Raw genomic sequence first — 14539 nt, forward strand, 5'->3', positions numbered from 1 at the left:
GTAATGGTGAAATTATTAGTTATGGTATTGCTAAGCGTCCTACGGCCAAGAGCGTAATGGATGCACTAGATAAGGCCATTAAAATAACCTCAGATTGTCCTTATCGCCGAACATTCCATTCAGATCAAGGATGGGCTTACCAGATGAGAGCATACTCTAACCGGCTTAAGGAAGAACGTATTTTTCAAAGTATGTCTAGAAAAGGTAACTGCTATGATAATTCCGTTATGGAGAACTTCTTTGGACTGCTTAAACAAGAGATTTACTATGGTGTCGTCTATTACAGCTATGAGGAATTGAAGTCGGAAATTGAACGATACATAAATTACTATAACGAAAAGAGAATTAAAGAGAAACTTGGATGGCTAAGTCCAGTGCAATACAGACTTAGTCTTCAGGCTGCATAAAAATAGCGAGGCAGCCGAAACTGTCTCGCTAATAAAGTCTAACTTTTAGGGGTCACCTCAAACTTTGTAGATGCCTTTTTTTAAGCTTTAAAATTATATATAGGCTTGATTATGTCTATTATATCTACAGTTTCAGTGATAGCATTAATTATATCTTTGATAGGCTTATAAGCAGCTGGGCTTTCATCTAAGGTTTTTTTATTAACCGAAGTAGAATATATACCCTTCATGGATTCCTTGAAATCATCAAGATTTAATCTTTGTTTTGCCTCAGTCCTACTTAAAAGTCTTCCAGCACCATGAGGAGCAGAATAGTTCCAGTCACGGTTTCCCTTACCTATTCCGAGTATAGAACCATCTTTCATATTTAAGGGTATCAAGACCTTTTCCCCTTCGTAAGCTGAGATAGCCCCTTTTCTAATGATATTATCTTTAAAGTTTATATAATTATGGATTGTTTGAAAATAGGAAAATTCATTTAAGTTTTTCTTAAATAAGTTTGACAGGATAATATTTGCCATTATTTCTCTATTAAAAACTGCATATTCTTGACATATTTTCATATCGTGAAGGTATTTTTCTCTGTATTGCCCAGTTAAATAACATAGGTTTTTGGGATAATGTGGTTTTAGACTACTACATAAATCAATAGCAAGGTTTTGATATAATCTAGCTACTTGTGTTCCTAAATTTCTACTTCCAGAATGAACTATTAAATATTTATGATTTTTGCTATCCACCCCAATCTCAATAAAATGGTTACCGCCACCAAGGCTACCTATACTTCTTTCCATTCTTCTGGTATCGTTTAATTCTCGAAATACATGTAATTCTTGTAGTTTGTCAAATTTATACTTTCTACTTTCATGAACATTTCTTCCAGACGGGATTTTATGAGATATTATCAAATCTAATTTTTGAAAGTCTATATCTACATCACCAAGTTCTACCGTAAGCATCCCGCAGCCAATATCAACTCCAACAATGTTTGGAATTACTTTATCCCCCATATCAGCAGTAAAACCAATCACACAACCCATGCCTTCGTGAACATCTGGCATTATTCTTACAGTTGAATCCTTGATAAAATCTTGATTTAAGAGGTCTAATATTTGAGATTTTGCTCCGTCTTCTAGATTATCAGAAAAAACTATAGCAGAACCGTATTCCCCTTTTAATTCCATACAAGCCACCTCAACTTATGTGTAAATTTTAATAGTTTAGATAATATTACCAAAAAGTATTAATATCTATTATAATTGATTAAGAGGAGTACTATAAAGGCTCATGAACATAAAATTACTTCATATTTTAAAGAAACATAAAAACCCTATCATAAAGCTGGTTTACCGAACTATAAACTATAAACTATGATCTATGAACTAAAAATTAAAATGGAGGGTCAAAAATGAAAAACCCAGAAGATATCTATAAAAAAAAGAAAGCCAAATATCTGGATTTATTAAAAGGGCAAAGTGCAAAAATTAATAAACTTAGTAGTTTAAGATTAATTATTGCTTTAGCTGGGATTGTAAATATCATGTTTTTATACATGACGAAAAACTACATCCCTATTAACTATATATTACCCATATATCTAGTATTATTTACATACTTGGTGGTTAGGCATAATAAGGTAAAGCGTGAGTATGAATATTCCTGTGCATTACATTCAATTAATGAGGATGCTCTCATCCGTTTAAAGGGAGATTGGAAGAGCTTTAAAGATACTGGTATAGAATTTAAGGATGATAGTCATAGTTTTTCCAGTGATCTTGATATTTTTGGGCAAGGTTCATTATTTCAATATATTAATACTACTACAACAGCTATGGGGCGGCAGACATTAAGTAAATATCTTACTCATCCCTGTGAAAGCAAGGATCAGATCATTACAAGGCAAGAAGCTATTAAGGAAGTAAGTACTAAATTAGATTGGCGCCAAAGCTTTATGACTGAAGGTATGATGATCTCAGAGAAATCTTATAAAAGAAAAAACAATTTGATTGAGGGTTTATACAAATTTGTGGAAACAAAAAATGAAAACTATACAAAACCATGGTTAATCTTTGGAGTTAGTCTACTCCCTGTAATCAGCATAATTTTCATTTTACTTTATTTAGTAAATATAGTTCCCTATCAAATTCCGTTATTAGCCTTAAGTATGCAAGCTTTTATATCTGTATTTAAGAATAAAGAAAGATCAAAAAATTTAAATTTAGTTTATACCTATAAAGAAAGAATTAAGGCATATAGTAAAATGTTATCGCAAATAGAAGGAGAAAACTTCAAGTCCGGTTACCTGTTAGAACTAAAAAATAAGTTAATAAATTCTGATAAGTCTACAGCATCCAAGCAGATAAAAAAACTGGAAAAGATTACAGATAATATTTCTAATCGAAGTAATTTAGCTTTTATAATAATCAATATCCTTATCCTTTGGGATTACCAATGTATGATTTCTTTAGAATTATGGAAGAAAAATTCAGGAGGTAAAATTAGGAATTGGCTAGAAACTATAGGAGAATTTGAGGCATTATCAAGCCTTTCTAATATTAGATATGACAACCCTAGCTGGTCCACTCCTATAATAGAAGATAAACCATACCATTTTACAGCAAAGGATCTAGGGCACCCTTTATTAGGGGAGTCCCGAGTATGCAATGACTTAAAAATTGACGATTTAACCAAGGTCTTATTAATCACAGGTTCGAATATGTCGGGCAAGAGCACATATTTAAGAACAGCAGGGATTAATCTAGTTTTGGCCTACGCTGGGGCGCCTGTCTGTGCTAAAGAATTCAACTGCAGCCTATTTAATATTTACACTTGTATGAGGGTAAGCGATAATCTTGAAAAGAATACATCCTCATTTTATGCTGAACTTCTTAGAATAAAAGAAATTGTAGATGCTTCTAAAAACCAGAACGTGTTTTTTCTATTAGATGAAGTCTTTAAAGGGACAAATTCACATGATAGACACGAAGGAGCCAAGATTTTAATCAAGAACTTACTAGAAAATAATGCAATAGGATTAGTATCAACTCATGACTTAGAATTAGAAGTACTAGAAAAAGAAAGTAATAAAAGGGTTAGAAATTACCATTTCGAAGAGTATTATAAAAATAATCAAATATATTTCGACTATAAATTAAAGCAGGGAATCTCCACAACTAGAAATGCTATGTATTTAATTAAAATGGTAGGGATTGATGGGTAATTTAAGGAAATGTAAATTGTTACTGATAAGGAGGTTTAAATGACGGTAAAGATCGAGAAGGTTTTGCATAATCATTCTTTGCGTTTTTTAATTGGGGGAGTTTTTTCATTAATGATTGCAATGGGTATAGGAAGATTTGCATATACTCCCATTCTCCCACTAATGCAAAATGATCTTTCGTTTTCGGATATAGTGGCGGGCTATCTCGCTTCTACTAATTACGCAGGATATTTCATTGGTGCAATTTTAGCAGGAAAGCTTCCTTTAAAAAAGCATAAAACATTTTATTTAAGGGCAAGTCTGTTAACCAGTATTTTAACGACGTTTGGAATGGGGATTTCTCACTCTTATCTTGTAATGCTTGTACTTCGTTTTATTTCAGGAATGGCAAGTGCGTTCATTTTTGTGTTAGCTTCTAGTATTGTATTAGATAAACTAGCTATTACAAGCAAAACTAATTGGTCAGGTTTTTTTTATGCAGGGGTTGGGCTTGGAATCTTTTGCTCGACACTTTTTATTCCAAGATTAAATCATTTATTTGGGTGGGAAGGTGTATGGATAGGACTAGCAATTTTAAGCGTAATTCTTACTATTTTTGTTTGGCTATGGCTTAAAGATTCTCCAAATACTATTATAAGTAAGAATAAGCAAATAGTTGTTGCACAAGTACCGCCCCTTAAATGGCTTCCTTGGTTAGTTGTTGCCTATGGATTAGAAGGGTTAGGTTATATCGTAACAGGTACATTTATTGTATCTATTGCTGAAAAGACCTCTACCTTTAGCAGTGACTCCACATTTGTGTGGATGGTTGTTGGATTAGGAGCAATTCCATCGTGTATTATCTGGTCAACACTTGCGAAGAAATGGGGATTTATTAAATCTTTAGTGCTTTCAATGACGTTGCAATCCATTGGAATTATCCTACCTGTCTTTTGGTTATCACAAACTAGTTTAATTATAAGTGCATTATTATTTGGTGCTACATTCATGGGAATTACAACACTCGCTACAACCTTAGCACGGCAAATGAATCCAACCAATAGCAGCCTGATCATTGGTTATCTTACAGCTATTTATGCAGTTGGTCAAATGATAGGACCCACAATTGCAGGAATCCTTTCATCTTATACTCAAAGCTTTAATTCTGCTTTGATATCTGCTGCTAGTGTAGTATTCCTGGGAGCGGTGTTACTTTTAAAAGGAATTAAATATGATCAAGTATCAAACGCCTGTAAGAACTAAATCTTACAGGCAATTTTTATTTAAATGATCCTATTTATTAAATGTTAAAAGTACTATCCTTTTATTATTTCCTCAAAAAGAATCGGTCGATTTAGTTTACCTAAGCTAGTAAGCTCTTTTGCTGGATTTTGATTATTAAAAAGACTAGCTGTTTTAATCTGCATGTTATCATAGGTTGTAAAAAAATATTCACAGGTATTAGTATTGAGAAAAGCAGTATATTTAGTATAATCATAAGTACCGCGACTGGATAATACAGCCCCCCTCGGGATAGAGACGCTTTCCATAACATGAAAACATGACATGATTGCTTCGGCTCTGTTTTTTGGTGTTGGTAAATGAGTTTTCAAATAGGCAGTTCTTACAAAACGTTCTGGAGATGTATATCCTCCTGGAAGAGCAGCACTTCCACCTCCCTGACCAAATGGTGTTAAGCGTATATTTTCCCAGATTGCTTCTTCAGTCTGCTCAGGGGATGTTTCCATGTAATTTCTGAGATTAGTCATATGCCACTTAAAATCTGGACTATTGGTCATAACACCAAGGGGATTATCAAAAAGTTCCAAACCCCTGTCTGTTAGTTCGATGACTACACATTTTCCACTTTTATCTGTGACAATCCAGTGCAGGGGTGCTACTGTATTTGTCACAGGATCAGTCATGCCTACAATAGATATATTATTTAGTACCTTTTTTAAATCATTTATTGAAGAACATCTCCCTAAAATATAATGGAGAAAATCAAATGAGGCTACAGGCACAGAGGTTGGATAAGACAAATTGACATCATATTGCACATAACCTGGAAAATATAAAGCTGCTGCTGCAAATCCTTTTTCATTGACGCCATCAAAAAAAGCAAGAATCCCATCAAGCTCTTGCCCTATTCCTATAAAACTGTAATAATCGCGAAACTGCTGTCTCATATTTAAACTGTTATTCCAGATATAATCATTGGGAATAATGTAGATTTCAGGTTGAATATCATAGGAAAAATCCATGGTTCTGCCAAAAAATGTTTCCCTTTGCTGAGTTTGTAGTGTTATTGATGTACACATGTGATATACCTCCTTTTATAAAATATATGTAAGAGTATTAGTTTTGTGTATTTATTGCCCAGTAAAAATGTATATTAATCAAAAAATATTAGTTATACTAGTTATAGAGCTATTAACAACTAGCATAGAATCATAAGGAGGAGCATTATGTCATTAACTATGTTACTAGGTAAAATTTTAACAGGGGCATGGACTGGATATATAACCAATTCCCTAGCCATTAATATGTTATTTAAAGAGTATGGCGTAGGTAAATTTAAATTAGGTGGTGTAGTTGTTAAGACGAGAAAAGAATTTACAGAGAATGTGAGTTCCTTAGTCGAAAACAACATAATTAACGAAAAAACCTTACAAGATCAATTATTAAAAGAAGATTTTACAAAAGGCTTAGAGGGCTTTGTTGTAGATTTTTTACATAAATCACTTTACCAAAATACTAATAATCTTGATTTTGGTGATATACCTGCTTTTGAAAAAAGCACTCAAAATATAATCAATTATTTAGATGAAAATTTAGCCCTAAAATTAATTCCTTTAGTAGAAATAATTATTAAAAATGTAGAAATGAAAGATTTAATCACAAGTGAGCAAATTGAATATGTAAGTAATAGTTTATATACTTCTATTTTAACTACTTTGGAGAGCGGAGATTTTCTAGAAAAGACGATAGAAGAACTTTATGTAGAAAAAAATAAAGAAAAATTAAGCGATTTGATTGATCAGAATGTTTTCCAGACTATTATAACTAACTTTAAAACAAATACTAGAGATTTACACCTGGAAATAGAGAATAATTTTGACTTGGAAATTGATAATGTTATTAACTCTCTTTTTCAGGAATTAAAACTCACGCAGATAGTAGAAAAATTAGAAAATGAGCTTAAAAATAAAGATTTAATTTATTTTTTTGGCTCAGAAAACGGACAAAAGCTATCCAAAACCTTATTAGAAGAAATTAAAAATCTTATTAACTCTACGGAAGGTAGAATAATAATAAATAGCTTTAGCGAGCAGATTTTTTCTTTTTTAAGAAATACGAATAGTCCGATCTTAAATCTTCTTTCAGCAGATTTAAAGAATAATTTAGAAGGTTTTTTAATTGATAAATTACCGATAATAGTGCAGGAAATAATGAGCTGGGTACAAAAGAACAAAACTGAATTAGAAAACTTAATTGAAGATGCCATTGATGAAACTATTGAAGAAGCAGGAGAAATTAAAGGAGCTATTCTTAAAACTATTAGAGGTTCCTTTTTGCAAAATGTCGCAGAAAAGTATGATTTGGTGGCGAATATTATTAGTCATTTAGAGTCAAATACTGACCTAATTAGCTTAAGTAATAAAGTATCGCGGGAGGTCATAAATTATTTACAAAAAACTAATGTATCTAGCATGATCAAAAATCTAGAAGCAAAAGGAATTTTAAATCCGGATAAACTATCTAGTTTGATTGAAATGAATATCAATAAGCAGCTGGATAATGTACCTGATAATATCTTTGAACAGCTACTTTATACTAATTTAGGTGACATAGTAGATCTTAATTTCAGTAAAAACCTCGAAGAAGCATTGCGAAAAAAAGTAAAAAAGAAGTTACTACAAAATTTTTCTATACTTCTAAATTAACAAATAGTATCCAGGACAAGGTTAGTGAAAAGGCAACAGATTTAATTAGTCAGTCTTTAAATGAGGTTTATGAAAAAGATCAATTAGCTGAAAACATGCCTAGAATTAAAGCAAATATTTTAAGTAAAGCAAGAAAAAACCACCAGGTAATAGAACTTAAATTAGGTGAAAGTATTAACGGGTATTTACACGAAAAAAGTTTAGGAGAACTTTTAGAATCAGCTAACAAAGATAAAATGATGCACTTAATAAATGATAAGTTATCTTTAAAAATTCAGGATAACTTTACTAGGTTAAAGGGTACACCGGTTTCTACTAGTTTAGATAAATTAAATGCTATTTCACAAATAGAAGAAAAAACAACATTTTTAGTAAGTAATGTATTACGGGACAATTTAAATCTCCTTTTACAAAATAATATTAAAACAGCAGTAGCCACCAATTTATCAACTTTAAAAGATGAAGAAATACAAAAAATTATAGAAGAATTTATGGGTAAAGAATTAAAGCCTATTACATATTTAGGTGCAGGCCTTGGGGGAATAGTAGGAGCCTCTTTATATAATTTTAACCTCGGGACAAACTTTGCAGGTTATAGTACTAGCTTTCTTATATTTGCCTTATTAGGTTATCTAACTAATGTTATCGCTATTCAAATGTTATTTAAACCCTATAAATCGCATAAAATCTTCGGTTATAATGTTCAAGGAGTTATAAGTAAACAAAAACCTAAATTTGCTAAATCCCTAGGAAAGTTCGTAGATAAGGAATTACTGGCTAAAAACAGTGTAAGTTCATTATTTACAGAAAAAAGAGAAATAATTTTAGCTAATTTACAGGAAAAGTTTTCAAGAGATAATTATCAAGTGTTAGAAGAAATAATTTTAAAATCTTCCGATAAAATTTTTAATGAGGTAGTTGAATCAACTCGAATATATTTAGACAAAAATGGAAAAGTACTTTCTAATAAATTTCTTGCAGAACTAGAAGACTTTGATCTTACTGATTTCGATCTAGCTAAAATAGAGCAGGAATTAGGTGAAAATACTTTAGAAAAAGTTAAAAATAGTACAGATTTATTAGCTAAAGAGATATATGAATTTTTACAATCAGAAACATCCATTAATGAAATACTACCTGATTTTTTAAAGCTAAAACTAGAAAACACGCTACAAAAAGAAACAGCTTTAAAGGTTACGGAGCTACTAGAATTTATAAAAGATGAACAAAGTGTAAATAAAATAGTAAAGGATTATTCTTATAAATTCACGGAAGTTCAAGAAAGATCCTTAAATGAATTAGTTTCTAGAGAGCAAAAATTAAAAATAAATAAAACACTAAATACCTATATTAAAGAACGCATCACCTCTGCTAAAGGAAACGAAAAGATTTATACGTTAATCGAAGAAAAATTATTAAAAGAAATAGATTCTCACAAAAAAATTGGGGAGCTCTTTGATGGTAGTTTAATTAAAGTACTTAATGATAATGGAAGCTATATTATTAAAGGTTTAATCGAAGAAATAGAAGGTTCATTAAAAGATAGTAAAGATGAGATAGCACAAATGGCTATTGATGTAACACTAAATAATCTAGGATTTCTCGAAAAAGCAGGTTATAAAATGCTAGGTGGAGATGATCTTATCCACCAAATTATTAGCAATTTAGCAGATAAAAAATTACCGAAGTTTTTAGAGACAAAAAATTATGAGTTAGGAACAATTTTTGAAGGTTTTATAAATAATGTTGTGGCAAAAAGTGAAATAGGGGATTTAAAACTTGATCTTAAGCAGCAAGAAGTACGAAGTATGGTTGATAATCTTTTAGATAACCCAGAAGTAGGAAAGCAAATTGAAATAATTAGCACAGGCATACTTGATTATTTGCTAGAGGTAAAATTATCTAAGTATACCCATGTATTAGGGATAGAAGATTTAAGTGATTTAGTTAAGGCCTTTGAGGTAGAAATTGCGTTACTTAGAAAAGAATTAGCTAATAGTATCTATCATAAACAAGAAAAGATCACCAATATTACAAGTAATTTAGTTTTAAAAATAATTACTGATCTAATATTGGACAAACCTTTAAATAAAATGACAGCTGGTATACTTTATGAAGATATAGCTTCTGCTACTCAAAAACTCACCTTATCCCTTTATGAGAGTGAGGCTACCAGGAAAAATGTAAATAAGTTTATTATGGCTCTACTAAAAGATGAAATTAAAGCTAAAAATCTAAATAAACTTATGGATTTTACAGAATTAAATCAAGGTTTAAACATGGTGATACAAAATCTTCTTAAAAATGAGGAAATGGCAGAGCAAATCCTAGCAGAGCAAAAGATAATACCAGATTTACTGCTAGATTTGAATTATGCGTGCGAAAGTGAAAGCAAGGATTTTGTAATAGAAGTTGTCTTAAAATCTATCCTAAAATCAGCAGAATATAATATTAATAATATTTTGCAGGCTATCGACTTTGAAAAAGTAACAGAAAAAGAAGTAAATAATATGCAAACAGAAGAAATTGAGGACTTATTTAATTCCTTTGCGGGTGGATATTTCCGTAAATTAGAGAGTTATGGATTATTTGGTGGAGTATTTGGTCTCCACTACGGTATAAGCATAGTTTCTTTTTATTTAATTTAAAAGCTCACTTTAAGAATAAAATAAATAATAAAAGAAAAGAAGAAAAAATAGTTTCGGATAATTAAATATAAGCAATTATTAGAGGGCACCTAACTAAAAAAGTTAGGTGTTTTTTTTGCGTTAATACCCCCGCTCAACCTATGTAAAATCAAAGAATTGTCCATTTTATTTCAACTCTTATCGAAAGTAATTTTGGTTGTGTTTAATGATAGAATTGTTTGGGGATGCTTATTTGGTGATACACCTACCCCTGCTGGTTGGTTTTAGCTAGATTCATAAAAAATCCTTCAATTAGGCTATTTATTGACTTCTTTAGTAAGAAGTCATAGAGTTATATTAAATGATTAACACATTTTAGGAAAGAAGGAGAAACTATGAATAAAAAAGACAAAATATTAATTATCTTAGGAATAGTATTTATTTCATTTAATTTACGTGCACCTCTTACAGGGGTAGGATCTGTTATAGAAATGATAAAATCAGAATACCTGCTCTCAAGTAGTATGGCAGGGTTTATAACCACCTTGCCTTTACTTGCATTTGCAGTAGTTTCACCATTTGTGGCGAGATTATCACAAAAGCTTAAATACGGAAGGACTATGATTATAGGGCTTGTACTTATTTTTATTGGAATATTAATACGGTCTTATACAAATGTATGGGGGCTGTTCATTGGAACATTATTTCTTGGGATAGGAATAGCAATTGGAAACGTTTTAATTCCTAGTATTATTAAACTTAGATTTTCAAAACAGGTAGGTATGCTAACGAGTATCTATACTACCAGTATGTGCCTATTTGCAGCAGTTGGAGCAGGGGTAAGCATACCACTTGCAAAAGGCTTAAATTTAGGGTGGCATAATTCCCTTGCGATATGGGGTATTTTAACAATTGCGACTATAATTATTTGGTCACCACAGCTCAGTATTAAGTCACCTGCTAATGTAAATGCAAAAATTGGGAATGAAAACAAATCTAGTTCAATTTGGAAGTCGCCACTTGCATGGTGGGTTACTTTATTTATGGGAACACAATCTTTATTATTCTATTCTTTAGTTGCTTGGCTCCCTTCGATCGTTATGTCAAAAGGTATGTCTGATTCTTTTGCAGGAACAATGGCACTCATCTATCAAATTATCGCCATACCAGCTACAATAATAATTCCAATACTGTGTGATAAAATAAGTAATCAAAGACCTCTTGTAATGCTTGTATGCTCCCTTTATCTAAGTGGAATGACGATATTTTTATTTGGTCAGACTGAAGTTTTTATGCCATTAGCTATGATTTTAATGGCTCTAGGTCAGGGAGGAAGTATTAGTCTTTCTATTGCATTTATTTCCTTAAGGAGTCCAAACTCAGTGAGAGCATCAGAATTATCCGGTATGGCCCAATCGGCTGGTTATCTATTAGCTGCAATCGGACCCATTTTCATGGGCTTTATTTATGATATGTTTAAAAACTGGTCTTTACCTATTGTAATATTTATGGGATTAATTCTATTTCAAATATTTTGCGGATGGTTTGCAGGAAATGATAAGTTAACAAGTGAATAAAGGGTATACAAAAACTATTGGCTAAGAATTTATTATTAAGATGCTAATAGTTTTTTTAAAACTATAATTTAAGATTAATTTCTACTATCATGAAAAAAGGTAATTTAAAGAAAAAGGGGAGAAAAAAATGAATAAAAAAATTTATCCTTTTACAAATAAAGATATTCCCCCATTATCAGTAGTTGGTGGCAAGGCAAAAGCACTTATCGAAACTTCAAGGGCAGGTTTTCCTGTTCCAGAAGGGTTTGTTTTATCTGTAGAATTCTTTAGTCCTTGGCTTAAGGAAATTAAAAGTTCAAGTGAATGGTCTGAATTACTTTTAAATGTTACAAGACAGCAATGTGACATAGTAAAATCAAAAGCGAGAAAGTTAATATTTGATGAATGGCAAAAATTAGAACTAGATAAGGTTTTAAGTAATTTTAAAACAGGGATACCTTTTGCTGTACGTTCCTCTTCACCTGAAGAAGATTTAGAAGGCACTAGTTTTGCAGGTATGTATGAAACCTCTCTTGGCATAAAGGCAGAGGAACTTGAAAAAAATATAGCTTCAGCATTTTCTTCTTGCTTTGACTTTAGGGTTATAGAGTATAAAAGAAAAAATAAAGTAAACCTTGAAAATACACAGATAGCCGTTATCGTGCAGAGACAAATTGCTTCAGATGTAAGTGGTGTAGGTTTTTCCCTTAATCCTACTAATAATAGCTATGATGAAGTAATGATTAATGCATCTTTTGGTCTTGGGGAAAGTATAGTATCAGGCATAGTTACCCCTGATACCTATGTAGTAGATAGTGTTAAAAATGAAATTATTGAAAAAAGAATAGGTGATAAACAATCAGCACTATGGATTAAAAGTGAAGGTGGAATTATTAAAAAAGATACTAATAATTGCAATGAGCAGGCACTTACTGATGAGCAAATTTTCGAGCTAACCGATCTTATTAAAAAATGTGAAAGGTATTATGAAAAGCCGATGGATACAGAGTGGGCTTTTGAAGAAAATAAATTATACTTATTACAATCACGACCTATTACAACATATCTTTCCTTATTTCCAGAACTTTTAACGAAACCAGGAGAAATGAAGAAAATCTATATTGATGTAATGGGACTTACCCAAGGTTTTACGGAAAGTATGTCTGTATTAGGCATGGAAATATGGACAAGAGTTGTGGATGAATTAAAAGGTGATATTATGCCAAGTTCTATAGACGGAATTATGCCAGCTCTCCATGGCAGACAGTATATAAATGTTTCTAACTGTATTGCTGCTTGGGGGTTATTTGCAACCAAACAATTTTTAAAAAAATATGATGACAATGTAAAGAAAATATTTTCTGATATAGATTTAGCTAGAGAATACAAACCCGCAAAAACACCAGAAAATTTAAAGAATTTAAAATTTGGTATGCTAAAAATGGTTTTCCCCATGATACCTTCTACTATAAAAGCAAAGTTCTCAGATTATAAAGAGGTTGTGAACGAATATAATAGCACAGCAAGTAATATATTCTCTCATATTAAAATACTGAAATCAGATAAAGGTTTTAGTGAAATAGTTGACCTTGCAATAAAAGACCTTGAAACTATAATGAATAAAATGGGAATAACTATAGCTGGTATGTCCGCATTTGCTTCTATTAAGAGAATGTTTAAAAGCAAGGATGTAGAAAAACTGGTAATTGCACTAGGCATGGATTTAGAAGGGAATCCAACTAGTCAAATGGGTCATTTATTGTTTAAACTTGCTTCTTATGATGATTTTCAGAAAACCAAATCTGTAGAGGAATTTTTGGTAAAAGTTAAAGAAAAATCATATTCAATAGAATTTATGAAGGATTATGAAGAGTATTTAAATAAGTTTGGAGCAAGGGGCTTTATGGAGATAGATGTTGCTTCTAAAAGGGTATATGAAGATCCTAGATTGCTATATGAGAAACTTATAAATATTAATATTAAGGATAGTCAAATTTTAAATGTAAAAACAAAAAGAGAAGAAGCTTATAATAAATTACTTGCGGTAGCTAAAGAAGGGGGTTTTGATAAAAAGTTTGAAAAACAAGCCGAAATTTATCAAGCAACTTTTGGTTATAGAGAGCATCCTAAATATGTCATTGTAATGATATGTGCAAAACTTCATGATATTGCCCTTGAAATCGGAGAAAAATTTGTGCAAGAGGGTATACTTGATGATAAATGGCATATATTTGATCTTCATTCTAAAGACATCACTAACGCTCAAAAGGATGAAAAGATTGACCTTAAGGCTATAAGAGATAGAAATCTTGCTCCTTATAAAAAGGTTGCCCATATCAAGGATTGGCCACTTGTAATTGATAGTAGAGGTAAAATATTTAAACCAAAAATTAATGCTGAAGATGGTGATTTGCTTGGTACTGCCATAGCCCCTGGTATTGCAAGAGGTAGGGCTAAGTTACTTAGAATGCCATATGAGAAACCTTTAAATCCAGGTGAAATATTAGTAGCTAAAGCAACGGAGCCATCCTGGACACCAATTTTCATAAATGCAGCAGGAGTTATAATGGAAGTAGGAGGACCTCTTCAACATGGAGGCATAATAGCTAGAGAATATGGTATTCCTTGTGTAAGCGGAATGCTTGGTATCATGGATATTATCAAAGATGGAGATTTGCTTGAAGTGGATGGATCAAATGGAATAGTTAGAATAATTGAAGTTGGCAAAAAAACATATAGATAGGGTCGGAAAGGTTATTTATTAGTTTAAGGACAGCAGGGATTATTAAAAATCCCTGTTTTT

Annotated in this window: 9 protein-coding genes; 7 read left to right on the forward strand and 2 right to left on the reverse strand. The window is 31.5% G+C overall.

Going from position 1 to position 14539, the window contains the following annotated elements:
- A partial coding sequence (locus tag B8965_RS06710) for an IS3 family transposase (RefSeq protein ID WP_143334241.1) occupies nt 1-407 on the forward strand: 407 nt, incomplete at its 5' end.
- An 80-nt stretch (nt 408-487) separates the two neighbouring features.
- Here B8965_RS06710 and B8965_RS06715 read toward each other — a convergent pair.
- Nucleotides 488-1591 (reverse strand): RtcB family protein, encoded by a 1104-nt coding sequence (locus tag B8965_RS06715; RefSeq protein ID WP_084053078.1) that lies wholly within the window; start codon nt 1589-1591, stop codon nt 488-490.
- Between the two features lie 224 nt (nt 1592-1815).
- Between B8965_RS06715 and B8965_RS06720 the strand changes: the two genes are divergently transcribed.
- On the forward strand, nt 1816-3627 hold the full coding sequence (locus B8965_RS06720) for a MutS family DNA mismatch repair protein (protein WP_084053079.1): 1812 nt from the start codon (nt 1816-1818) through the stop codon (nt 3625-3627).
- 39 nt (nt 3628-3666) lie between these two features.
- Complete coding sequence (locus B8965_RS06725) at nt 3667-4869, forward strand: YbfB/YjiJ family MFS transporter (RefSeq protein WP_143334242.1); 1203 nt, start codon at nt 3667-3669, stop codon at nt 4867-4869.
- Between the two features lie 53 nt (nt 4870-4922).
- Here the strand turns inward: B8965_RS06725 and B8965_RS06730 are convergent, their stop codons facing one another.
- Nucleotides 4923-5927, reverse strand: coding sequence for a linear amide C-N hydrolase (locus tag B8965_RS06730; protein WP_084053080.1), 1005 nt, complete (start codon nt 5925-5927; stop codon nt 4923-4925).
- A gap of 147 nt (nt 5928-6074) precedes the next feature.
- Between B8965_RS06730 and B8965_RS06735 the strand changes: the two genes are divergently transcribed.
- The 4 genes from B8965_RS06735 (at nt 6075) to B8965_RS06750 (ending at nt 14479) form a co-directional block, all read left to right on the forward strand.
- Nucleotides 6075-7553 carry a DUF445 family protein gene (locus B8965_RS06735; protein ID WP_084053081.1) on the forward strand — a complete coding sequence of 493 codons (1479 nt, stop codon included), beginning with the start codon at nt 6075-6077 and terminating at the stop codon, nt 7551-7553.
- 8 nt (nt 7554-7561) lie between these two features.
- The gene (locus B8965_RS06740; RefSeq protein ID WP_242941951.1) at nt 7562-10201 is read left to right on the forward strand and encodes a DUF445 family protein; all 2640 of its coding nucleotides are present in this window, start codon (nt 7562-7564) and stop codon (nt 10199-10201) included.
- 374 nt (nt 10202-10575) lie between these two features.
- Nucleotides 10576-11757 (forward strand): CynX/NimT family MFS transporter, encoded by a 1182-nt coding sequence (locus tag B8965_RS06745; protein ID WP_084053083.1) that lies wholly within the window; start codon nt 10576-10578, stop codon nt 11755-11757.
- Nucleotides 11758-11884: 127 nt separating this feature from the next.
- A complete protein-coding gene (locus B8965_RS06750) occupies nt 11885-14479 on the forward strand; it encodes a PEP/pyruvate-binding domain-containing protein (RefSeq protein ID WP_084053084.1) in 2595 nt (864 codons plus the stop codon).
- Nucleotides 14480-14539: the final 60 nt, after the last annotated feature.

The sequence above is a fragment of the Desulfonispora thiosulfatigenes DSM 11270 genome, assembly GCF_900176035.1.
GTDB lineage: Bacteria > Bacillota > Peptococcia > Peptococcales > Desulfonisporaceae > Desulfonispora > Desulfonispora thiosulfatigenes.